Origin of the sequence: Micromonospora pallida, from assembly GCF_900090325.1 — a bacterium.
Classification (GTDB): domain Bacteria; phylum Actinomycetota; class Actinomycetes; order Mycobacteriales; family Micromonosporaceae; genus Micromonospora; species Micromonospora pallida.
Map to the genome: position 1 here is coordinate 5,695,534 of NZ_FMHW01000002.1, position 20,503 is coordinate 5,716,036.

At 70.6% G+C, this 20,503-nt stretch carries 17 protein-coding genes; 9 read left to right on the top strand and 8 right to left on the bottom strand.

Features of this window, described 5'->3' with window-relative positions:
• The first annotated feature begins 126 nt into the window (after nucleotides 1-126).
• Nucleotides 127-549 carry a YciI family protein gene (locus GA0074692_RS23765; RefSeq protein ID WP_091647701.1) on the top strand — a complete coding sequence of 141 codons (423 nt, stop codon included), beginning with the start codon at nucleotides 127-129 and terminating at the stop codon, nucleotides 547-549.
• On the top strand, nucleotides 542-1,687 hold the full coding sequence (locus tag GA0074692_RS23770) for an RNA polymerase sigma factor (protein ID WP_091647704.1): 1,146 nt from the start codon (nucleotides 542-544) through the stop codon (nucleotides 1,685-1,687). The genes GA0074692_RS23765 and GA0074692_RS23770 overlap by 8 nt, the downstream gene beginning before the upstream one ends.
• Here the strand turns inward: GA0074692_RS23770 and GA0074692_RS23775 are convergent.
• Nucleotides 1,665-3,716 (bottom strand): prolyl oligopeptidase family serine peptidase, encoded by a 2,052-nt coding sequence (locus GA0074692_RS23775; RefSeq protein ID WP_091647706.1) that lies wholly within the window; start codon nucleotides 3,714-3,716, stop codon nucleotides 1,665-1,667. The two genes, GA0074692_RS23770 and GA0074692_RS23775, sit on opposite strands and share 23 nt — an antisense overlap.
• Nucleotides 3,717-3,916: 200 nt before the next feature.
• Between GA0074692_RS23775 and GA0074692_RS23780 the strand changes: the two genes are divergently transcribed.
• Nucleotides 3,917-4,753 (top strand): SCO4651 family lipoprotein, encoded by an 837-nt coding sequence (locus GA0074692_RS23780; RefSeq protein WP_091647709.1) that lies wholly within the window; start codon nucleotides 3,917-3,919, stop codon nucleotides 4,751-4,753.
• Between the two features lie 74 nt (nucleotides 4,754-4,827).
• Here GA0074692_RS23780 and GA0074692_RS23785 read toward each other — a convergent pair whose 3' ends face one another.
• Nucleotides 4,828-7,410 carry a polynucleotide kinase-phosphatase gene (locus GA0074692_RS23785; protein WP_091647711.1) on the bottom strand — a complete coding sequence of 861 codons (2,583 nt, stop codon included), beginning with the start codon at nucleotides 7,408-7,410 and terminating at the stop codon, nucleotides 4,828-4,830.
• Entirely contained in the window at nucleotides 7,407-8,837 is a 1,431-nt protein-coding gene (locus GA0074692_RS23790) for a 3' terminal RNA ribose 2'-O-methyltransferase Hen1 (protein WP_091653994.1), read from the bottom strand. The genes GA0074692_RS23785 and GA0074692_RS23790 overlap by 4 nt, the downstream gene beginning before the upstream one ends.
• 351 nt (nucleotides 8,838-9,188) lie before the next feature.
• Between GA0074692_RS23790 and GA0074692_RS23795 the strand changes: the two genes are divergently transcribed.
• Nucleotides 9,189-10,385: a hypothetical protein gene (locus GA0074692_RS23795; protein ID WP_141725394.1), complete on the top strand. Its 1,197-nt coding sequence runs from the start codon at nucleotides 9,189-9,191 to the stop codon at nucleotides 10,383-10,385.
• A gap of 130 nt (nucleotides 10,386-10,515) precedes the next feature.
• Here the strand turns inward: GA0074692_RS23795 and helR are convergent, their stop codons facing one another.
• The 3 genes from helR to GA0074692_RS23810 all read right to left on the bottom strand — a co-directional run bounded on the left by helR (nucleotide 10,516) and on the right by GA0074692_RS23810 (nucleotide 13,938).
• Entirely contained in the window at nucleotides 10,516-12,660 is a 2,145-nt protein-coding gene (gene helR / locus GA0074692_RS23800; RefSeq protein ID WP_218106804.1) for an RNA polymerase recycling motor ATPase HelR, read from the bottom strand.
• A 649-nt stretch (nucleotides 12,661-13,309) separates the two neighbouring features.
• Nucleotides 13,310-13,684, bottom strand: coding sequence for a type II toxin-antitoxin system VapC family toxin (locus tag GA0074692_RS23805; protein ID WP_091647717.1), 375 nt, complete (start codon nucleotides 13,682-13,684; stop codon nucleotides 13,310-13,312).
• The gene (locus GA0074692_RS23810; RefSeq protein ID WP_091647719.1) at nucleotides 13,681-13,938 is read right to left on the bottom strand and encodes a type II toxin-antitoxin system Phd/YefM family antitoxin; all 258 of its coding nucleotides are present in this window, start codon (nucleotides 13,936-13,938) and stop codon (nucleotides 13,681-13,683) included. The genes GA0074692_RS23805 and GA0074692_RS23810 overlap by 4 nt, the downstream gene beginning before the upstream one ends.
• Nucleotides 13,939-14,089: 151 nt before the next feature.
• On the opposite strand from GA0074692_RS23810, the gene GA0074692_RS23815 reads away from it, so the two are divergent.
• The 3 genes from GA0074692_RS23815 to GA0074692_RS23825 all read left to right on the top strand — a co-directional run bounded on the left by GA0074692_RS23815 (nucleotide 14,090) and on the right by GA0074692_RS23825 (nucleotide 16,470).
• On the top strand, nucleotides 14,090-15,052 hold the full coding sequence (locus tag GA0074692_RS23815) for an L-threonylcarbamoyladenylate synthase (protein ID WP_091653996.1): 963 nt from the start codon (nucleotides 14,090-14,092) through the stop codon (nucleotides 15,050-15,052).
• A gap of 114 nt (nucleotides 15,053-15,166) precedes the next feature.
• Complete coding sequence (locus tag GA0074692_RS23820; RefSeq protein ID WP_091647722.1) at nucleotides 15,167-15,436, top strand: hypothetical protein; 270 nt, start codon at nucleotides 15,167-15,169, stop codon at nucleotides 15,434-15,436.
• The gene (locus GA0074692_RS23825; RefSeq protein ID WP_091647724.1) at nucleotides 15,436-16,470 is read left to right on the top strand and encodes a hypothetical protein; all 1,035 of its coding nucleotides are present in this window, start codon (nucleotides 15,436-15,438) and stop codon (nucleotides 16,468-16,470) included. The genes GA0074692_RS23820 and GA0074692_RS23825 overlap by 1 nt, the downstream gene beginning before the upstream one ends.
• On the opposite strand, the gene GA0074692_RS23830 is transcribed toward GA0074692_RS23825, so the two are convergent.
• Nucleotides 16,380-17,672: a glycoside hydrolase family 65 protein gene (locus GA0074692_RS23830; protein WP_091647726.1), complete on the bottom strand. Its 1,293-nt coding sequence runs from the start codon at nucleotides 17,670-17,672 to the stop codon at nucleotides 16,380-16,382. The two genes, GA0074692_RS23825 and GA0074692_RS23830, sit on opposite strands and share 91 nt — an antisense overlap.
• A gap of 156 nt (nucleotides 17,673-17,828) precedes the next feature.
• On the opposite strand from GA0074692_RS23830, the gene GA0074692_RS23835 reads away from it, so the two are divergent.
• Nucleotides 17,829-18,467 (top strand): phosphatase PAP2 family protein, encoded by a 639-nt coding sequence (locus tag GA0074692_RS23835; RefSeq protein WP_091647729.1) that lies wholly within the window; start codon nucleotides 17,829-17,831, stop codon nucleotides 18,465-18,467.
• 97 nt (nucleotides 18,468-18,564) lie between these two features.
• Here the strand turns inward: GA0074692_RS23835 and GA0074692_RS23840 are convergent, their stop codons facing one another.
• Entirely contained in the window at nucleotides 18,565-19,341 is a 777-nt protein-coding gene (locus GA0074692_RS23840) for a prepilin peptidase (protein ID WP_425413398.1), read from the bottom strand.
• Nucleotides 19,342-19,881: 540 nt separating this feature from the next.
• Here GA0074692_RS23840 and GA0074692_RS23845 point away from each other — a divergent pair.
• Complete coding sequence (locus GA0074692_RS23845) at nucleotides 19,882-20,448, top strand: hypothetical protein (protein WP_091647733.1); 567 nt, start codon at nucleotides 19,882-19,884, stop codon at nucleotides 20,446-20,448.
• Nucleotides 20,449-20,503 lie beyond the last annotated feature (55 nt).

Genomic DNA, 20,503 nt, shown 5'->3' on the forward strand with positions numbered 1-20,503 from the left:
CACAATCCCATGATCGACGGCGGCTTGGGGAAAACTTTGGTGGGGGTGTCGAGAATCGGTGAGCGGCTCCGTCCCTGGGGTGGAACGTGACCAGAATGGGTCGCACCAGCACCGAGGAGAACCACGATGGCCAAGTACCTGCTGCTCAAGCACTACCGCGGCGCTCCGGCTGCGGTGAACGACGTGCCGATGGACCAGTGGACGCCGGAGGAGATCTCGGCGCACGTGCAGTACATGAACGACTTCGCGGCCCGGCTCCAGGAGAGCGGCGAGTTCGTCGACGGTCAGGCGCTCGCCCCCGAGGGGACGTTCGTCCGGTACGACGGTGAGGGGCGTCCGCCGGTCACCGACGGTCCGTTCGCCGAGACCAAGGACCTCATCGCCGGCTGGATGGTGATCGACGTCGACAGCTACGAGCGCGCCGTCGAACTGGCCGGCGAGTTGTCGGCCGCCCCCGGAGCGGGCGGGAAGCCGATCCACGAGTGGCTCGAGCTGCGCCCGTTCCTGGGCGCGCCGTCCACCACCACGGAGTGCCTCGCGCATGGATGAGGCTCTGCTCCGGAGCCTGACGCCGAACGTACTCGGGATCCTCGTCCGCCGCGGAGCTGACTTCGCGGCGGCCGAGGACGCCGTGCAGGACGCGCTGATCGAGGCGGTCCGCGTCTGGCCGGCTGACCCGCCGCAGGATCCGAAGGGCTGGCTGGTCACCGTGGCCTGGCGCCGGTTCCTCGACGCGACCCGGTCCGACGCCGCCCGCCGCCGGCGTGAGGACCTCGTCGACGAGGAGCCGGCACCCGGACCCGTGTCCACGGTGGACGACACGCTCCAGCTCTACTTCCTGTGCGCCCACCCGTCGCTGACGCCGTCGTCCGCGGTCGCGCTCACGCTGCGCGCCGTCGGCGGGCTGACCACCCGTCAGATCGCCCAGGCCTACCTGGTGCCCGAAGCGACCATGGCGCAGCGCATCAGCCGGGCCAAGCGCACCGTCTCCGGCGTACGGTTCGACCAGCCCGGCGACGTCGCCACCGTGCTGCGCGTCCTCTACCTGGTCTTCAACGAGGGCTACTCCGGCGACGTCGACCTCGCCGCCGAGGCTATCCGGCTCACCCGGCAGCTCGCGGCCGCGATCGACCACCCCGAGGTGGCGGGGCTGCTCGCCCTCATGCTGCTCCACCACGCCCGGCGCGCGACCCGCACCGCGCCCGACGGCAGCCTGGTGCCGCTGGCCGAGCAGGATCGCAGCCGGTGGGACACCAGGTCGATCGCTGAGGGCGTCGAGATCCTGCAGGCAGCCCTCGCCCGTGACCGGCTGGGCGAGTTCCAGGCCCAGGCCGCCATCGCGGCACTCCACGCTGACGCGCCCGCCGCCGAGGAGACCGACTGGGTGCAGATCCTCGAGTGGTACGACGAGCTGGCACGTCTGACCGACAGCCCGGTCGTCCGGCTTAACCGGGCGGTGGCCGTCGGCGAGGCCGACGGACCGCGCGCCGGACTGGCGGCGCTCGCGGCGCTGGACGACTCGCTGCCCCGCCACACGGCGGTGGCGGCGTACCTCCACGAGCGCGACGGCGACCTGGCGACAGCGGCACGGCTGTACGCCGAGGCGGCCCACAAGGCCCCCAACCTCGCCGAACGCGACCACCTGACCCGCCAGGCCGCCCGGCTCAACGCCCGACGGCGTCGCTGACGGGAGGCGCCAGCCGCTGCCACAGGAACTCCAGCGTCAGCGCCCAGTGGAAGGCCCGTTGTTCGTTGTTGGCTGCGGCACCGTGCCCGCCCTCGACGTTCTCGTAGTACGACACGTCGTAGCCGTGCTCGCGTAGCCGGGCCGCCATCTTGCGGGCGTGCCCGGGGTGCACCCGATCGTCCCGGGTCGAGGTGGCGAGCAGCAGCGGCGGGTACGGCCGACCAGCGCGGACGTTGTGGTACGGCGAGTACTCGCGCAGGTAGGCCCAGTCGGCCTCCCGGTCCGGGTCGCCGTACTCGGCGATCCAGGAGGCGCCGGCCAGCAGCCGGTGGTACCGCCGCATGTCGAGCAGCGGCACGTGGGCGGCCACCGAGCCGAACAGCTCGGGGTAGCGGGTCAGCATCACCCCCATCAGCAGCCCGCCGTTGCTGCCGCCCATGATGCCGAGCTGTTCCGGCGTGGTGATGCCGCGCGTCACCAGGTCGGCCGCCACCGCCGCGAAGTCCTCGTACGCCCGGGGCCGGTTCTCCCGCAGCGCGGCGCGGTGCCACTCGGGGCCGTACTCGCCGCCACCACGGATGTTCGCCACGACGTACGTGCCGCCCCTGGCCAGCCAGGCCCGGCCGAAGGTGCCGCTGTAGTACGGCTTCTGCGACTGCTCGAATCCGCCGTAGCCGGTGAGCAGAGCCGGCACGCCGGTGGCGCCGGGATCCCCCACCACGAAGTACGGCACCCTCGTGCCGTCGGCCGAGGTGGCGAAGAACTGGCGTACCGCCAGGCCGTCCGCGTCGAAGAACGCCGGCTCCCGCTTGAGCGTCTCGACCAGGCCCTGCACCTCGCCGAGCCGGAGCGTCCTCGATTGCAGAAAGCCTTCCGAGACGAGCAGGTACGCGTCGCTGTGATCGGGATCGGTGTCCATGACGAAGCTCTGCTCGTGCTCCGGCACGCCCGCGAGTGGCGCACGCTGCCAGCCCGCGTCGCCGGGCGTCAACACCTCGAGCCGGCTCCGCACGTCGACGGTGGTGGCCAGGATCAGGTGGTTCCGGGTCCAGACGTGGTAGCTCAACGCGGTGCGGGCGTCGGGCTCGAAGAGCACGGTCATCTCCCGCGCGCCGGCGAGGAACGCGTCGAACCTGGTCGCCAGCAGCGCGCCGGCCGGGTGGGTCACCCCGTCGAGCGTCCAGGGCGAACGAAGCCCGATCACCAGCCATTCCCGGTGTACATTCCACCGGGCGTCCTCCGGCACCGGAATCCGGACCAGCTCGCCGGCCGTCGTCAGCAGATAGCCCTCGCAGCGGTAGAAGTCCAGGCTCCGGACAACGAAGTCACGCTCGAACCCAGGCGTCGAGTCGTGCGAGGCGCGGATCTCCATGTCCTCCGCCCGCCCCTCGTAGACGACCTCGGCCTCCGACAGCCTGGTGCCGCGTCGCCACCGTTTGACGATCCGGGGATAACCGGAGGTGGTCAGCGACCCGGGCCCGAAGTCGGTGGCCACGTAGATGTGGTCCGGGTCGATCCAGCAGACCTGGCTCTTAGCCTCCGGCACCTCGAAGCCGTCCGTCACGAACGCACGGCGGTCGAGGTCGTACTCCCGAACCACCACCGCGTCGGCACCGCCCCGGGACAGGCTGACCAGGACGCGCTGGTGACCGGGACGGAGCCGCTGGACGTTGCTCCAGACCCAGTTCTCCTCCTCCTGCGCGGCCAACGCGTCGACGTCGAGCAACACGTCCCACTCGGGCTCGGGTCGGCGGTACTGGTCCAACGTCGTACGCCGCCACAGTCCACGCGGGTGCGTCGCGTCCTGCCAGAAGTCGTAGTAGAAGCCGTCCCCGCACCATCCCGGGTAGGGAATGCGCTCGTCGGAGTCGAACACCTGCCGGATCTCGGCCTGCAAGCGGGGGAACGTCTCGCTGCCCGTCAGCGCCGCGACGGTCTCGGCGTTGCGGTCCCGCACCCACCGGGCGGCATCGTCGCCGTCAAGGTCCTCCAGCCACAGGTACGGGTCGTCGCCCTCGTCGCTCGCCACCCTCGCAAGTGTTCCCGACGCGTCAGTCGTCGCCCTACCCGCCCGCTGTCGACATGTCGACTCAGGCCAGCTCCGCCCCGGACTCACCCGCGAAGGTCCGGGCCCACCCAGCCGCGCCGTTCCAGGTTGGTCGGCTGGGATAGCGTGTCCGTCGATCCGGGGACACCCCCGGCGTCCGTCCTACGGGGAGAGAAAACCACATGTCACTGTGGAAGAGGTCTGCTGTTCTCGCGGTCACCGCGGTCACGGCGTTCGCGGTCACCGCCTGCGGCTCGGAGTCCGGCTCGTCGGATGCTCCGCAGCCGCCGAGCGTGCTGAAGCTGCTGGCCAGCGATCTCAAGGGTTCGTTGCAGAAGGTGGTCGACACCACCGACAAGGCCGAGTCCGTGACCGTGAAGATGGAGGGCACGGCGGCCGGCGAGAAGATCTCGATGCAGGGCGTCATGGACCTGGGCAACCCGGTCAAGTTCGATATGACGATGCCGGGCGAGGACGGTACTTCGACGACCGTCCGGATGATCGGCACCGCGGTCTACGTCCAGGTGCCGGAGGCGCAACGGGCGAGCATGGGCGGCAAGAGCTGGCTCAAGATGGACCTGTCCACCGTCGGCGAGGCGGCGGGCATGGACGTCACCAAGCAGTTCGACGACATGGACCCGACCAAGCAGGTCAAGACGCTGCTCGCCACCGAGGGGGTCACCGCCGTCGGTGAGGAGACGGTGAACGGGGCGGCCACGGTCCACTACACCGTCACCACTCCGCTGGCCACCTACCTCGGCCAGCTCGACGCCGAGATGCGGAAGGGCGTCGAGCAGGAACTGGCCAAGCACGGCGTCAAGGAGGTCAAGGTCGACCTCTGGGTCGACGAGCAGTACCAGCCGCGTCGGGCCCGCATGGTCATGGGCACGATGAGCGACCTGACGATCGACTACACCGACTACGGCAAGCCGGTCACCGTCGAGACGCCGCCGGCGGCGGACACCACCGACTTCGCGGAGATGATGAAGGAGCTGCAGGACCTGACCAAGGAAAGCTGACCAGAGTCAGGGTGTGCCCGGCCGGTGGATGTCCGCACCGGCCGGGCACTGCCGTTTCAGGAAGGCACCAGCGACTACAGCCGTGGGTCGACGGGTTCTGATTCGAGGGCGAGTACGGCGAAGACCGGTTCGTGGACCCGCCACAGGGGTTCGCCTCGGGCGGCGCGTTCGAGTGCTTCCAGGCCGAGGGCGTACTCCCGCAGCGCCAGCGACCGCTTGTGGCCGAGACCGCGCTGGCGCAGCCGTTCCAGGTTGGCCGGCTCGGTGTAGTCGGGGCCGTAGATGATGCGCAGGTACTCCCGGCCACGCACCTTGATGCCGGGCTGGAGCAGCCCACGCCGGCCCCGGCCGAGGTTGGCGTACGGCTTGACGACCATGCCTTCACCGCCAGCGCCGGTGAGCTCTTCCCACCAGGCGGTACCCGCAGCGGTCGACTCCGGGTCCGTGGTGTCGACGACCAGCCGACGGGTGGTCTGGACGAGATCGGGTGCGGCGTCCGCGAGCCGGTCGGCGAGCGCCAGATGCCAACCGTGGTCCCGGTCGTGGTAGGTCGCCCCGTCGGTGGCGAGCACCTGGAAGGGGGCCAGTCGCACGCCGTCCAGGCCGTCGGTGGGCCAGCAGTAACGGCGGTACGCCTCGGCGAACAACTCACTGTTGTCGGCCCGGGCCCGGGTGCGGTCGAGCAGTACGTCGACGTCGAGCCCCGATGCCTGCGCCATCCGTAGGGTGTCCAGGGCAACCGGCAGTGCCGCCCGCGCGGCCGCGCCGACTGCGGCGTACTGGTTGCGGAGAAGGTCCTCGGCCTTGGCGGACCACGGGAGCAGCTCGCAGTCGAGCAGCAGCCATCCGGTGTCAAGTTCCGTCCACAGCCCGGCGGCGGTGACGGCGGTACGCAGTCGCTCCAGTAGCTGCTCGGTCAACCCGGGATCGAAGAACGGCCGGCCGGTACGGGTGTACACGGCACCCGTCGTACCGTCGGTGGCGCCGAACCTGGCCCGGGCGGTCGCGGCGTCTCGGCAGACCAGCGCGACGGCGCGCGATCCCATGTGCTTCTCCTCGCACACGACCTGCGCGACACCGTCGGTCCGGTAGGCGTCGAACGCCTCGGCGGGGTGCTCGAGCAGGTCGCTGCGCTGGGAGGTGGCGCAGGGGGCCATGGTCGGCGGCAGGTACAGCAGCCATCGCGGGTCGAGCGCGAAGCGGCTCATCACCTCCAGCGCGCCGGCGGCCTGCTCCTCCCGGACCGTGACCCGCCCGTGGTGGCCGGTCTCGACGGCCCGTTTGCCGAGTACGTCGGTGATGTCGAGCAGGTCGGGTTCCCGCCGGGCTGCGACACCATCGGCGGTGGACGCGGCCGGCTCTGCGGGCGGGAACGGCTTGACCGGCTCGTACCAGATCTGCTCGGCCGGGACCGCGACGAGTTCCTTCTCCGGGTAGCGCAGGGCGGTGAGCCGGCCGCCGAACACGCATCCGGTGTCCAGGCACATGGTGTTGTTGATCCACTCCGGCTCGGGGGTGGGGGTGTGGCCGTAGAGCACCATCGCGCGGCCCCGGTAGTCGTTGGCCCACGGGTAACGCACGGGCAGGCCGAACTCGTCGGTCTCCCCGGTGGTCTCGCCGTAGAGGGCGAAGCTGCGTACCCGCCCCGACGCCCGGCCGTGGTACGCCTCCTTGAGCCCGGCGTGGGCGACGACCAGCCGCCCACCGTCGAGGACCAGGTGGGAGACGAGATCGCGGCAGAAGACCTCGACCTGCTTACGGAACTCCTCGGGCTCGTCGGCGAGTTGGGCCAGCGTCTCGGCCAGCCCGTGGGTGACCTGCACGTTACGGCCGGACAGAGCGCGTACCAGCTTGTTCTCGTGGTTGCCGGGCACCGCGAAGGCGTGCCCGGCGGCGACCATGCCCATCGCCAGGCGCAGCACCCCGGGCGAGTCCGGCCCCCGGTCGACCAGGTCACCGACGAACACCACCCGGCGCCCCTCGGGGTGCACCGCGTCGACGGCCCGCCCCGCCTCGTCCCGGACCATTGCGTAGCCGAGCTGGCCGAGCAGGGTCTCCAGTTCCCGGCGGCAGCCGTGCACGTCACCGATTACGTCGAACGGGCCGGTCTCGTGGCGGTAGTCGTTGAGCAGCGGCTCCCGGACGATCGTCGCGGCCTGCACCTCGTCGACCCCACGCAACACGTGGACCCTGCGGAAGCCCTCCCGGGCCAGGCCACGCAGCGACCGGCGGAGCTGGTCGTGCTGGCGACGGACCACGTGCGCGCCGAAGTCCCGGTCCGCCCGCTGCGCGTTGCGTTCGACGCAGACCTTCTCGGGTACGTCGAGCACGATCGCCACCGGCAGCACGTCATGCGCGCGGGCCAGCGCGACGAGTTTCTTCCTCGCGTCCGGCTGGATGTTGGTCGCGTCGACGACGGTCAGGAGCCCGGCGGCCAGCCGCTTGCCGGCGATGTAGTACAGGACGTCGAACGCGTCCGCACTCGCCGCCTGGTTGTTCTCGTCGCCGCTGACCAGGCCCCGGCAGAAGTCGCTGGAGATCACTTCGAAGGGGTTGAAGCGGGTGGCGGCGAAGGTCGACTTGCCGGACCCGGACACGCCGACCAGCGCGACCAGGCAGAGCTGTGGGATGGCGAGCTGCTGTTCGGTGTCGGTCATCGGGCGTCTCCGGGAGCGTCGTGGCGGGTGAACACCGCCATCTGGGTCGGCGGCCCGACCTCGGGGTCGTCGACCCCGACCGGTAGGAGGCGCACCGAGTAGCCCCACGCGGCGGCGACCGCCTCCGCCCAGGATCGGAACTGGGCGCGGGTCCACTCGAAGCGGTGGTCGCGGTGCCGCATCCGGCCCGCGGGCAGATCCGGGTACCGGACGTTGTGCTCGACGTTGGGTGTCGTCACCACGACCGTGCCGGGGCGGGCATGGGCGAACACCGTCCGCTCCAGCGCCCCGAGCCGGGGCGGGTCGACGTGCTCGACGACCTCCATCAGCACCACCGCGTCGAACCCGGCGATCCGGCTGTCCCGGTAGGTCAGCGAGGACTGGATCAGCCCCACCCGCTCGCGTTGCCGCTCGGACATCCGTTCCAGGTGCAGCCGGCGCGCCGCGATCTGCAACGCCCGGGCCGACACGTCCACCCCGACCACTTCGGTGAAGACCGGGTCGGCGGCCAGGGCCCGCAGCAGCGTTCCGTCGCCACAGCCGAGGTCGACCACGCGGGTCGCACCGGCCGCCCGGAGGGTGGCCAGGACCGCACCCCGGCGCTGCTCGGCGAGGGAGACCGAACGCTGCGGCACGTCGTCGCCGTCCCCGTCCGGTACGGCGTTGTCCAGCGTCTGCGGCTCGGCGTCGTCGACCTCCGCCAGTCGACCCACGGCGGTGCTGACCAGGGCCCGCCTGTGCGCCAGGTAGCGGCGGAGGATGAGATCCCGCTCCGGGTGCTCCTGCAACCAGCCCGCCCCTGCGCGGACCAGCTTGTCCACCTCGTCCGTGGTGACCCAGTAGTGCTTGGTGTTGTCCAGCACGGGCAGCAGGACGTACAGGTGGTTCAGCGCCTCCGCCAGGCGCACCCGACCGGTCAGGCGCACGTCCAGGTACCGCGACGGTCCCCAGTGCGGCACCTGCGGATCGAGCGGTACGGTCGCCGCCTCGACGGACCAACCCAACGGCTCGAACACCCGGCGCGCCACCTCGGCCCCACCCACGCACGGCAGTGCCGGAACACGTACCTCCAACGGCAGCCGCTGCGCCGGCAACTCCGGGCGGGCATCGCAGCGGCCCGCCATCGCCGTACGGAACACCCGGCCCAACGCCACCGCCAGCATCGACGACGCCGCGTACGGCCGGTCGTTGACGTACTGCGCCAGCGTGAACCCGTCCGGCCCGCCCGTACCCTTGCCGCGCACCAGGGCGACCGGATCCACCTCCAACAGCAGCGCCGCCGTGCAGCGCTGCTCTGTCGCCTCCGGGTAGAAGACGTGCGCCTGCCCCACCGACACCTCGAAGCTCTGCACCCGGCCCGGATGCTTGTGCAGCAGAAACCCCAGGTCCGCGGCGGCCGGCGCAGTCGAGGTAATCGTCAGGAACATCGCCACAGCTTCGCAGCCAACCCCCCGGACAGCCAGCCCATTCGGGGGCACGCCGGCAACCGTGCGCCGCCCCACGGACCACCGATGATCGCGCGGTTGCCTGCCGTTGCCCGGCAGTTGACGGTTCCCACAACCCCTACGCGAGCCGGCAGCCATGCCGGCCTCGCGCCGCATATTGATATCCACTGGCATTACCAGCGGCCTGATCTGCTGTTTCGCTTGGGCTGGGATTTGCGTGAACCGCAACGCCAAAGAGATGTGCAAGAAACCCGACACGTTGACAGCGAGAGTTGAGTAGTCCTCGCTTCGTCCAAATTCCCATTCCTGCCGCATGCTTGTCGGGGTTCAGTTTTGGGGCGCGAGCCGTGGGGGCCGCGCCCGGTGCGAAAGGAAACAATCATGCAGCCAGAGCAGCCGAAAGACCCGAAGCCGTCGACCCTGACGATCAGCGACGCCGTCCAGAAGAACCTCATGTTCTACGCGCGGATCTCGATGCGCTACTTCGATCTGTTCACCGGCATCAAGATTCGGAAGCACCAGCGCGATCGCTTCCACACCGCATCTCTCGGCAGCTCGATCATCAAGTGGGACTACGACAACCCGGAGCAGTCGGTCCGTGACCTGACCGCCAACAACGGCGAGAAGGTGATGGAATTCGTCAAGGAGGCCACGCCCTACAGCAAGAAGGAGAAGAGGCTGGGGGCGACCGGCTTCACCGACTGCCTGTCGGGTGAGAAGTTCCACATGTACACCCACGTCAGCAACGCGGTGCCGGTTCCCGTACCGTTCCAGTCGCCGTTCGCCAACATCAAGTCCTGGATGCCTTTCCGCGCCCTGCTGTCGGTGTTCCCGCCGGTCGGCGGTGAGGTGCCGGAGGTATCGCGGCTCGGTCACGTGGTGATCGACGACTCGATGGCCGAGGGTGACCTGAGCAAGGAGATCGAGCGCGACAACGCGCTCATCGAGTACCGGCAGAAGCGGCTGACGGAGAACGTTCCGGTATCCGGGCCGATCGCGCTGGGCAACGTTTTCGTCAAGGCCAGCCGGGCCAGCATCCTGGAAAACGACCAGTACGTCGTCCGGTATTCGCTGATGAGCACGTCGGACGTGCACGCCCTCGACGGCGAGGCCCTGTGGATGCAGGTCTACGACAAGTCCGACAAGACCACGACGTTCATGGCCGTCGGCGGTGGCCGCAACAACGTGCCGGGTCTCGACAAGCTCAACAACCGTACTGCCGGCCTGGTCTTCTCGACCATGCACCACACTTTCGGCGCGCTGATGGGTGCTATCGCCAAGAGCAACACGGGTGTTCTCGAACTCACCAATGGCGTACCCGGAATTGCCTGGTCGCAGTCGGTGCAACTGCTGCGTGACAACCCGGTGCTGGGCACCCGTCGGGGGCTCGCCGCCGGATTCGACGTGGGCAGCCGGGTGCTCGCGATGGTCCGCCAGTACAAGGGCATGAATGTCGTCGATGTCCCCGGCGACGACGACCTGGTCGAGATCAGTGTGACGGTCGACCCGCTCGACGAAACCAAGATGTAGCAGCCGTACGTGTTCATCCGCTCGGGCCGTGGGGGTCGACGAGGGTCCGCGTCGATTCCACCGTCCGAGCGGATGCTCCGTATTACTGCTTTCCCACTTCGTACACGATCATCAACTGGACGGGGCGACGTCAAGAACTGGTAAGGAGGACGAGTTGCTGGGTCGCCCGGGTCATCGCGACGTAGCGGTCGACCGCTCCCTCGACGCCCTCGCCGAACGCGTCGGGGTCGACGAGGACGACCAGGTCGAACTCGAGCCCCTTCGCCAGCTCCGGGGTCAGTGACCGGACACGGGGCGTCGCCCGGAAGGTGGGATCGCCGATGACACAGGCGGTTCCCTCGGCGTGCGCGACGAGCCAGGCGTCGAGAATCGAGCCCAGTTCCGCAGCAGACCCACGTACGACGGGAATGCCGCTGCTGCGGATGGAGGTGGGCACGTTGGCGTCCGGGAGCACGGCCCGGATGACCGGCTCAGCTTCCACCATGACCTCTTCCGGCGTCCGGTAGTTGATGGTCAGGGAGGCCAGGTTGATCCGGTCGAGGCCGATCCGCTCGAGCCGTTCCCGCCACGACTCCGTGAACCCGTGCCGGGCCTGGGCGCGGTCCCCGACGATGGTGAAGCTTCGGGACGGGCAGCGCAGCAGCAGCATCTGCCACTCCGCGTCGGTCAGTTCCTGCGCCTCGTCCACCACGATGTGTGCGAACGGGCCGGCGAGCCGGTCCGGGTCGGTGTGGGACAGGGCGGCCTCGTCCACCAGGGCGTCCTGGAAGTCCTCGCCGCGCAGCATCGTGACCAGCCCGGTGCCGTACTCGTCGTCGGCGACCGCGATGAGGTCGTCCACGACCCTGGTCATCCGCTCGCGTTCGGCGGCGACCGCGACCTCGTGCCGACGCTTGCGTCGGGACGTCTCCGGGTCACCGAGCCGCTGCCGGGCCGTGTCCAGCAGCGGCAGGTCGGACACGGTCCAGGCCTGCGCGTCCGGGCGTTGCAGCTTCCGGACCTCGTCGGGGCTGAGCCAGGGCGCGCACTTGCGTAGGTAGGCGGGCACCGACCACAGGTCCCCGACGAGGTCGGCCGCTTCGAGCAGCGGCCACGCACGGTTGAAGACCGTGAGCAGTTCCGTGTTCTGCAGCAGCGACCTGCGCAGGAGTTGGGTCGGGGCATCGCCGTCGTGCTTGTCGATCAGGATCGTGAGCAGTGCCGCCCAGATCTGGTCGCGCGCCTCGTTGTGCGGCGTACCGGGATCTGGTGCGTCGAACGCCTCGGCCCAGTCGTCGGCGCTCAGCCAGATGTCGGACCAGTGGGTCGTGACCGTCATCCCCCTGGTCGGCGGCTCCTCGTAGAACCGGACCGCCTCGTCGATCGCCCGCACCAGGTTCGCGGACGACTTCAGCCGGGCCACGTCCGGGTCGGCCTCGACCGCTGCGGTAGCGCCCTCGGCGACGAGGTCCCGCAGGGTGCAGGTCTGCACGCCCTCCTCACCGAGGCTGGGCAGGACGTCGGCGACGTAGGCCAGATAGGGCTGGTGCGGACCGACGAACAGCACGCCACCTCGGCGGTGACCGAGGCGCGGGTCGGCGTAGAGGAGGTACGCGGTGCGGTGCAGCGCGACCACGGTCTTTCCCGTACCCGGACCGCCGTCGACGACCAGGGCGCCGCTGGAGCCCGCACGGATGATGGCGTCCTGGTCGGCCTGGACGGTGCCGAGCACGTCCCGCATCCGGGGCGACCGGCTGCTGCCCAGGCTGGCGATGAAGGCCGACTGGTCGTCGAGCGCGGCATGGCCGGCAAGCCCGTCCGAGGTGAACACCTCGTCCCAGTAGTCGCTGATCCGGCCGCGGGTCCAGCGGTACCTGCGGCGGCTCGCCAGGCCCATCGGGTTGGCGTGGGTCGCCCCGAAGAACGGCTCAGCCGCGGGGGAACGCCAGTCGAGCAGCAGCCGGCGACCCGCGCCGTCCGTGAGGCCGAGTCGTCCGACGTAGACGGGCTCGGAGTTGTCCGCGAGGACCATACGTCCGAGGCACAGGTCCAGACCGAAGCGACGCAGGGCGCGCAGGCGAGCGGTCAGCCGGTAGACCTCCATGTCCCGGTCCATCGCCGCCTGCCCGATGCCGCCGGACGCCCTGCGCTCGGTGTCGAGCCGGTCGGACAGGTCGGCGGCCGACTGCTCGAGGCTCTCCGCGATGGCCGCGAAATGGCGCTCATCGGCGGCGATCAGCTTCGGGGCGGCCTTGGCGGCAAGGCGATCGGGAAGATCGAACGCGCTGGTGGTCAGTGGGTTCACGTCGCGGCTCTCGTTTCCCTCGGGTTTCTGGCTCCGGCCGGCGATTCTGCGGCACCACCCGGGTCTTGCCGCAAGCCCCCTGGTGCGCTATATGTTGAGAGTGGCAGGGAGCAGGTAATCGCCTTCCACCGAATAGTTTCCCTTCAAATGGGGCGATCTCCTCGCAAATCAGCGTGGGGTGCGACCGTGCACCGGCCAAGGGCATGCCACCGGCCTACGTACGCAGCCGCAACGGGTTCACCAGCCTCTTGAGCAGGACTGGCTCGAACGTCGTCCAGTACGACACCTTCCGTGGAACTCGCCGCCGCGCCGCAGAGCACTACGCGGGAGTTGGCTCCCAAACAACGCTTCGCTCGGACGCCTAATACCAGTCGGGGCGGAACCGACGTCAGATCACCACCACCGTGACGCACATATCCGAGGCGGTTTTGGCTTCGCCTCCCGAGACGGTCGGCGGCTCGGGTCAGCGAACCTGGTCTTCCGCCACCCACAGACCGCGCCCTTGCAGGCCCACGACCAGACCACGGTCCTGCAAAATGATCACGGCACGCTGCATGGTCGCCAGACTGGCGACGCTCGATCTTCGTCCAGCCGGCCGGCCTCCGCGTCGTCCCTCCGTCACCGGACGCGGGCGGGCTGGTCAGACCGCGAGGAGAGCGACGTCGTACTTCCGCACCTCGACGTCCCGCGAAACGAGAGTGAGGTCCGCGCAGAGCGCCTGGGCGATGAGCATCCGGTCGAACGGATCGCGGTGGATCAGGGGGAGTCGCCCGGCCACGATGGCGTGCTCGGCAGTGATCGGCAGTTCCCGGAAACCGCTGTTCCGAATCCGTTCCGGCAGGTCGTTCGGCTCCTTGATCTTGCCCATCGCCTGCTTGATGGCGACTTCCCAGATCGTCGCTGAGCTGACGTAGACGTCCGGCTCGTGGTCGAGCTGGTCTTTGAGGTCGTCGGGGAGGGCTGGGTCGTCGGCCAACCACCAGATGACGATGTGCGTGTCCAGCAGGAGCCTCATGAGATCGAGCCGAAGTCTTCCGCGATGGCCTCATTGACCTCGGGAGCGTCCCAGTCCGCCGTGACGGCCAGCGTGCCGCGCAGTGAACCACGTCCGGTACGGGCAACCCGCCGGACCAGCGGAATCACCTTCGCCACCGGCTGACCGGCGCGACTGATGATGATCTCCTCGCCATGCTCGACCCGGTCGATGATCCTCGACAGGTTGGTCTTGGCCTCGTGGATGTTGAACTGGGCTGCGGCTTCGCTCGACATCGCGCCTCCTTAGCTAAGAGGTTAGCCCATCCCTGGTGGGCCGGCCGTCGCCTACGCGATCGCCCACCGACCGTGAACCAGCCCCCGGTACGACCCGGGCCGTACCGGGGACGTTAGCGTCGGGGGCATGAGCGCGAAGTCCGCGCCGGTGCTGCCGGCGGCCAGCGGGGTGGCCGAGGCCGCCGCCGTCCTGCGGTCCGGCGGGCTGGTCGCCTTCCCCACCGAGACCGTGTACGGCCTGGGCGCAAACGCGCTCGACGCGCGGGCGGCGGCCCGGATCTTCGAGGCGAAGGCGCGACCCAGCTTCGACCCGCTGATCACCCACCTCGCCGATGTCGCCGACCTGACGGCGCTGGTCGGCGCGCTGCCGCCGATCGTGGCGGCCCTCGCCGAACGGTTCTGGCCCGGCCCGCTGACGCTGATCGTCGACCGGCCGCCGGCCGTACCGCCGATCGTCACGTCCGGGCTGGACACGATGGCGGTGCGGATCCCCGATCACCCAGTGGCCCGGGAGTTGATCCGCCGGGCCGGGCTGCCGGTGGCCGCGCCGAGCGCGAACCGGTTCGGCATGCTCAGCCCGACCCGGGCCGAGCACGTGGTGGCCGGGTTGGGCGACGCGGTGGACCTGATCCTCGACGGCGGGCCGACCCGGTGCGGCATCGAGTCCACGATCGTCGACGCGCGCGGTGACCAGCCGGTCGTGCTGCGGCTCGGCTCGCTGGCGGTGGAGGCGCTGGTCGAGGCGGTCGGCCCGGTCAGCGTACGGCCGGGCAGTTCCGGCCAGCCGGTCGCGCCCGGCACCCTGGCCGCGCACTACGCGCCCCGGACACCGCTGCGGGTGGTCGACGCCCCGGTCCCGGCCCGGCCGGACGACGGGACGCGCGGCTACCTCGCCCTACGCGAAGCGCCCGAGGGGGCGTACGGGGCGGTGGAGGTGCTCGCCCCCGACGGCGACCTGACCGGGGCGGCGGCCCGACTCTTCGACGCCCTGCACCGGCTCGACGCGACCGGGGTGACCGAGATCGTCGCCGAGCGGGTGCCGGACAGCGGCCTCGGCCGGGCTATCAACGATCGGCTGCGACGCGCCGCCGCCACCTGGCAAACGTCCGGATAGTCCACCATCGGCGGGTCCGGCGCAACCAGGAACGCGACTGACGATGGTCGATTCCTGAAAGCGACGTCCATCGTTGGCACGGGAAAGGGTTCGAGCCGGAGAAGAGGACCCGCCATGGCCGTGCCGACCGTGACCGCGTCGCTGGACGCGACGACGTACGCGCCGGGGGACGAGATGCTCCTGACCATCGCGTACGCCGATGCCGACACCCAGCCGTTGACCGTCACCATCACGGTCACCGACGCCCAGGGCAACCACAGCGCCCCGGTGACCGTCCCAGTCGTCGTCGACCCGCTGGCTGTGACGGTGCAGGACGACTCGGGGCGTACCTGGACCCGGGTGTCGGACACCGGCGCGGTCGCCGTGTTCCGGGCGGTGGCGTGATGCCCCGGGTCACCGTGCGGGTCCGCGACGCCGCCGGTCAGGCGGCGACCGCCGCCCTGGACTACCAGGTCGTCACCGTGCTGGGCGGGTACTACCTGGCTGGCAACGCCGACCCGACGGCCGACATGGTTGGTGGGCGTTTCCGGTCGCTGACCCAGTACCGCAGCTTCGCCGACGGGTACATCTTCCCCGGCTGGCAGAAGGACTGGCTGCTCACCCTCGGCCGCGCGGGCGTACGGGTCAACATGGTGCTGGAGCTGAAGCACTACGGCACCGCCAACCTCGGGGCGCAGACGTTCACGGTCGACGGGGTGACCTACACCGTGCCGGCACCGTCGATGACCATCCAGCAGCGTCCCGGCACGACCTGGCCGAGGGCGTACGGGTACAGCCAGGTCCTCGCCGGGCACTGCGACGGCCTCCTCGCCCGCGCGCTGTCCCAGTACCGGACGATGGGCTTCCCGGTGAACGTCCAACTCGCCTCCGAGCTGGACACCGACCACGAGTTCGGCACCACCGAGGCCGGTACGACGTACACCTGGGCGGAGTCGGACGCCCGCGCGGTGGCCGCGATGTCCTACGTCGTCGACTGGTTCCGGACCCGGTCGCTCCCGGCCGGCACCACGTTCTCGGTCGGTTCCGGCGGCTTCGACCGGTCCGGCTTCCGGCGGACGCACCCGGAGACGCTGATGACCCGGCTGGACTTCCTCCAGTGGAACGTCTACGCCACCGACCCGGCGCACACCGCGCTGGGCCGGTTCCGCCGGACGAAGGACTGGGCGGTCGCCGACCTGGGGCCGGTGGCGCTCTCCCGGCCGGTGCTGATCGCCGAGTGGGGCGTCCGGAAGGCGGAGTTCCCGGACCAGGCGGCGTGGATCGCCACCGTGCCGGACGCGATCCGGCGACTCAACCGGGAGGGTGGCCCCCGGATCGTCCGGACGAACTACTTCAACTCGGGCTGGGGCACGCTGGACCCGAGGGACACCGGGCTGGCCGCCCTGCGGGCCGCGTACGCGAACAGCCCATACGCCTGATCGGCCGCGCCGGGTGGTTGCAGGGGACCCCTGCTCATCAAAAAGCGGTAGGAAGGGTCCCCTGCAACCACCTGACGCCGCAACGTCGCAACGTCCGTCGGCCGTCGTCCAGGCCGCGTCGAGGAGGCTCGCTGCTCGGTGACGAGGGCGTCCCAGCCGACCGTACGGGCCTCGGCGGCGGCGCGCGCCGCCTGGTCGGCCAGATCCGCCGGGCTTTCCGCCGCCTCCGCGGTCGGGGCGTCCACCGCCCGGTCGACCGTACGCGCCGACCCGTCGGCCGCCGCTGCGGTCGGGTCGGCGGCGGCGTCGGTGCGGGTGCACTCGTACGCGGCGAACTTGGTCAGCCGGAGCCGCTGGCCGGGGCGGAGGGGGCCGCTCAGGGCGAGCCGGAACCGGTCGGCCTGGCACCCGGTGTCGGTGGCGGTGGTGTCGGGGGCCTCGACAAGGTGCGCCACGGCCACCGCGACCCGCTGTCCGCTGCGCTCGGTGCGGTGCACCAGCACCCCGTCCGGTCCGTCGGCGCGGCGGTACTCGGCGGCCAGGGGTTCGTCCAGCACGGTGGCGGCCCGAGGGTCGTCGGAGCGTTCCGGAACACGCTGGTTGGCGACCAGGTCGGAGCAGACCCGGACCTCGACCGGCCCGTCCAGCGGCTCCACCTCCCAGCGGACGGCGGCGACCGGACGGCGGGCGAGCGAGACCAGCCGGATGCTGCGGACGCGTACGGCGTGCCCGCCCGGGGAGACCCACTCGGTGTGCCGCTCCACCAGCCCGGCCCGCAGGTCGAGCACCCGCTCGTGACGGCGCAGGGTGCCGGTGCGTACGTCCAGCGGCTCGCCGTCGACCCAGAGGCGGATCAGTGCCGCGTTCGGTGCGCTGACCACGGTGTCGCTGAACTGCGGGAAGGCGTACCCGTCCTCGGGATAGCTCAGGCCCCGCCGTTCGTAGAAGCCGTTGAGGTAACTGCCCGGCATGCCGTACGGCTCACCCTCGTCGAGGTTGCCACGCCAGCCCAGCCAACCGTTGCTCAACGCGAACACCGACTCGGTCTCGCCGAGGCGGTCGGCGTCCGCCTCGGTCCGCCGGATCCGCCAGCCGTCGTCCCCGGCCGGGTGGTCGGCCGGCTGGTGGTCGTGGCCGGTGGTGCGGCCCGCCGGCCGGTGGTCGTGGCCGGGCTGGTGGTCACTGACGGTCGTGTCGGGCACACGGCCTCCCGGTACTCAGGTGCGCGAGACGCCATCCCAGCACATCCGGCTGTGGGGTGACTGAGACGAAGGTCAGGGGCGAGATCTCACCTTCGCACACTGTGCCGGACTCCGCCGATTTCTACCATCCGTAGGGACTGGAGGAGGTATGAGCAGATGGTGACGTCACAGACGGTAGACACCTGGACGGGCGTGCCGGGGTTCAGTGAGGAGTGGTACCGGGACATCGTCGAGTTCGCCGGCCGTACCCCCGAACCCGTGCGGTGGTTCGCCGCGCACTTCACCGAGGGATCGATCGTCCTGCTCGTCCTGCTGTTCCTGCTGGCCTCCGGGCGGCGTTTCGGCGGGACGTCCCGTGACAGGGCGGCGACGCTGGTCGCCCCGGTGGCGGTGGTCCTCGCCTACGGCCTCAGCGAGTGGATCAAGACCCTGGTCGACCAGGAACGTCCCTGCCGGGCGTTGACCGACCTGGTCATCGTGGCCGGCCACTGTCCACCGCCCGGGGACTGGTCCTTCCCGAGCAACCACTCCACGATCGCCGGGGCGCTGGCGGCCACCACCCTCCTCCTCCGGCCCCGGCTGGGGCTGCTGGCCGTCCCGTTGGCGCTGCTGGCCGCGTTCTCCCGCACCTTCGTCGGGGTGCACTACCCGCACGACGTGGTCGGCGGGTTGCTGCTCGGCACGCTGGTCGGCACAGTCCTGCTGGTGACGTTGTCCGGCCCGGTCGCCCACCTCCTCGACCGTCGCCGCACCGGACCACCGGCCGGGACCCGGACCCCCACCGGAGCCCGCTAGTACTACTGCCCGGGGGCCGACCGGGGTGGAACTGGCCGACACCTGGCCCGGACCGCCGCTAGCCGCACTGCCCGGGGCCGACCGGGTGTCGGCCGCCTCAGCCGAGCAGGGCCAGGGCGACGGCGGTGCCGACGACCAGAAACGGCCCGAACGGGAGGTGACTGCTCCAGCGGACCCGTCGGGCGGCCAGCAGGATCCCGCTGACCAGGGCGGAGAGCAGGAAGGTCAGCAACAGTCCGAGCACCGGCGCGGCCCAGCCGTACCAGCCGAGCAGCGCGCCCGCGCCGAGCGCCAACTTGGCGTCCCCGAGGCCGAAGCCGTGCCGGCCGAACAGCAGCGTGGTGGCGGCGAAGCCGGCGGCCAGGGCCAAGCCTACGAGAGTCGCCCGGACCCAGGGGCCCGGTCCCGCGCCGGTCAGCGCGGCGGCTCCGAGCAGCAACCAGGTGCCGGCGGCGGCCGGGTAGGTGAGCCGGTCGGGCAGCCGGTGCACCGCCGCGTCCACCAGGGTCAGCGGCACCGCCCAGCCGAGCCACCAGCCGACCGCGAGCAGGGCGAACGGGGGTAGGTCCAGCGTCGCGAGCAGCGCCAGCGCGGCGACCACGGCCACCTCGACGCTGCCGGGCGGCGGCCCGACCCGGGCCCGGCAGCGCGGGCAGCGGGCGACCGGGGTGAGCGCCGGCACCGGCCGGTCCAGGCCGATCGGGGCGGCGCAGGCAGCACAGCTGCTCCGGCGCGGGGTGCCCGGGGGTACGGCGTGCCGTAGCGCGGCCAGCCGCAGGGGCGGGGTGAGGGCGAGGACAGCGGCGAGGCGTACCCAGGGTCGGGTGGCCGGTCGCGCGGCCGACGGCCGGGTCAGCGTCATGTCGATCTCCAGACACAGGCCGAAGGCCTGAATACGGAAAGTAGTTTCACGATCGCCGAAAGATCACATTCGAGGGTTGCTGCCGCCCGACGCGACGGTCGACATGCGGGCCGTCGAACCGCCCGCCGCTCCCTGCCGTCAGGGCGTACCGCAGGCGCCACCGGCTGCGAATCCGTTGACAGGCACCAAATCCCGTGGCCGGACGAACCGGTGGCCCCGCCCTCGACAACCCGGCGAGCAAGGGGGCGGGATGGCCCACCTCGTCGCCGATCGCCCCACTGCCTCACCCCACCACCCCGGTAACGCAGAGTATTCACGCCAATTAGCTCTGTTGCATCGGCTGTCGTCAGCCTATGCTCGCCCCTTGGGTGGGACGCAACTGTCGACGGCACAGGTCGACCGATGATCGGGCAAAAGGCCCGCTTGAGAACTGGCATATATCCGCAACAGTAAATACAGATTCAAGATCGAGTAATCCGGACCGGGGCATCCGGAGGCGCTGCCGCTTGCCCGGGAACCGGCCGGACGGGCTCCGCATCGAGGAGGGCGGCGTTGCGAGCACGGCATCCCCGGCGCTGGACGACCTGCCTCGTCGCGCTCACGCTGCTCGGCACCGGTGCCGCCTGCGGGGCGGATCCGGAACGGCCCAGCCGGGCCACGGAGGAACGACATCCCGTCGCCGCCGAGGACCGGAAAGCTGCGGAGGAGGCGGCCGGAAAGGCGGCTCTCGCGGCATACGCCGGATATCTGGACGCTTCCCGAGCAGCCAGCGCACGCAGTGATCCACACCATCCCGACCTGGCCAAATACCTGGCAGATCCACTTTTGACCAGGGTTCGGCTGGCAATTCGTGAGACGAAGGAGCACGGTGCCATGCGTACCGGAAAGCTCGTTTCCGACCCGACCGTCACCCTGGTGAGCCTGGACGCCGTACCGGCCTCCGTGGAGATCCAGGACTGTCTCGACGCGACCGGCTACAAGCTGGTCTACGCCAAGACCCGCAAGGTCGTCCCCGGCACCGGCGCCGGACGCCACCTCGCCACGGCCACCGCCACCCGCTACCCCGATGGGCGCTGGCTGATCAGCGCCGGGGTCGCCCACGAGGATCAGCCGTGCTGACCCGGGAGGCGACCCCGCTGCGCCAGGAGGGCACCCGGACTTGGGCGGGCCCCGC

Excerpts from the sequence above, each read along its gene's own strand:
- GA0074692_RS23765 (WP_091647701.1), top strand. The coding sequence starts at position 127 with ATGGCCAAGTACCTGCTGCTCAAGCACTACCGCGGCGCTCCGGCTGCG.
- GA0074692_RS23770 (WP_091647704.1), top strand. The coding sequence starts at position 542 with ATGGATGAGGCTCTGCTCCGGAGCCTGACGCCGAACGTACTCGGGATC.
- GA0074692_RS23780 (WP_091647709.1), top strand. The coding sequence starts at position 3,917 with ATGTCACTGTGGAAGAGGTCTGCTGTTCTCGCGGTCACCGCGGTCACG.
- GA0074692_RS23785 (WP_091647711.1), bottom strand. The coding sequence starts at position 7,410 with ATGACCGACACCGAACAGCAGCTCGCCATCCCACAGCTCTGCCTGGTC.
- GA0074692_RS23790 (WP_091653994.1), bottom strand. The coding sequence starts at position 8,837 with ATGTTCCTGACGATTACCTCGACTGCGCCGGCCGCCGCGGACCTGGGG.
- GA0074692_RS23805 (WP_091647717.1), bottom strand. The coding sequence starts at position 13,684 with ATGAGGCTCCTGCTGGACACGCACATCGTCATCTGGTGGTTGGCCGAC.
- GA0074692_RS23810 (WP_091647719.1), bottom strand. The coding sequence starts at position 13,938 with ATGTCGAGCGAAGCCGCAGCCCAGTTCAACATCCACGAGGCCAAGACC.
- GA0074692_RS23820 (WP_091647722.1), top strand. The coding sequence starts at position 15,167 with ATGGCCGTGCCGACCGTGACCGCGTCGCTGGACGCGACGACGTACGCG.
- GA0074692_RS23825 (WP_091647724.1), top strand. The coding sequence starts at position 15,436 with ATGCCCCGGGTCACCGTGCGGGTCCGCGACGCCGCCGGTCAGGCGGCG.
- GA0074692_RS23835 (WP_091647729.1), top strand. The coding sequence starts at position 17,829 with ATGGTGACGTCACAGACGGTAGACACCTGGACGGGCGTGCCGGGGTTC.